Here is a 729-nt window from a genome sequence, read left to right on the forward strand (position 1 = left end):
GCCTACAGGTAAAATCGCCTTTTTTATGTCGAAATTGTCGGGCACCACAGGATCAGTGTTTGCCATTGCATATCAGGCGGTTTATTTTATCCCGCAAATTCAAGCGATACTGGAGTTTTTTGTGTCCGATATTTTCAGCGAAGTGGACGAGGAAGTCCGCAAAGACAAGTCCCTTCAACTGTGGAAGAAGTACGGTAATTTTGTCATTGGCGGTTCTATCCTGATTGTCGCGGCAACGGCGGCTGTGGTCGGGTGGCAGAATTATCGCCAGTCCGAGGCAACTGCGCAGGGCGACCAGTTCTATGAAGCCACCGTGTTTCTTGCTGACAAGAAATTCGAGGATGCCAGTGCGGCCTTTGCGGATCTGGCCGAAAACGGCAATGACGGCTACCGGGGTCTGGCCCGCCTGCGTCAGGCAGAGGCCCTGATGTCCGCTGGCAAGGGCGCCGAGGCGCTGGACGTGTATGATGCGCTGGCCGCCGATAGCGAAGTGGGCAAGGAGTTTTCCAGCCTTGCCCGTATTCTGGCCGCCTATTACCTGCTGGATAACGGCAGCACGGACGATGTGCGATCCCGCGTCGAGGGCCTGACCGAGCCGGGCAGTGTTTTCTTTGCCAGTGCGCAGGAGATTGTTGCCCTCAGCTATTTGAAGGATGGCAACCGGGACGAGGCGCGTCGCCTTCTGTCCGCACTGAAAGAGGATGCCGCCGCACCGCAAGGTGTCAAGGC

The 729-nt window shown here is 56.7% G+C and carries 1 protein-coding gene; it reads left to right on the plus strand.

Going from position 1 to position 729, the window contains the following annotated elements; genetic code table 11:
- The coding region (locus tag QQJ79_RS15585) for a DUF2659 family protein (RefSeq protein ID WP_284223843.1) at positions 1-729 on the plus strand (729 nt) is incomplete at both ends.

Source organism: Brevundimonas denitrificans (assembly GCF_030160755.1).
GTDB classification, from domain to species: Bacteria; Pseudomonadota; Alphaproteobacteria; order Caulobacterales; family Caulobacteraceae; genus Brevundimonas; species Brevundimonas denitrificans.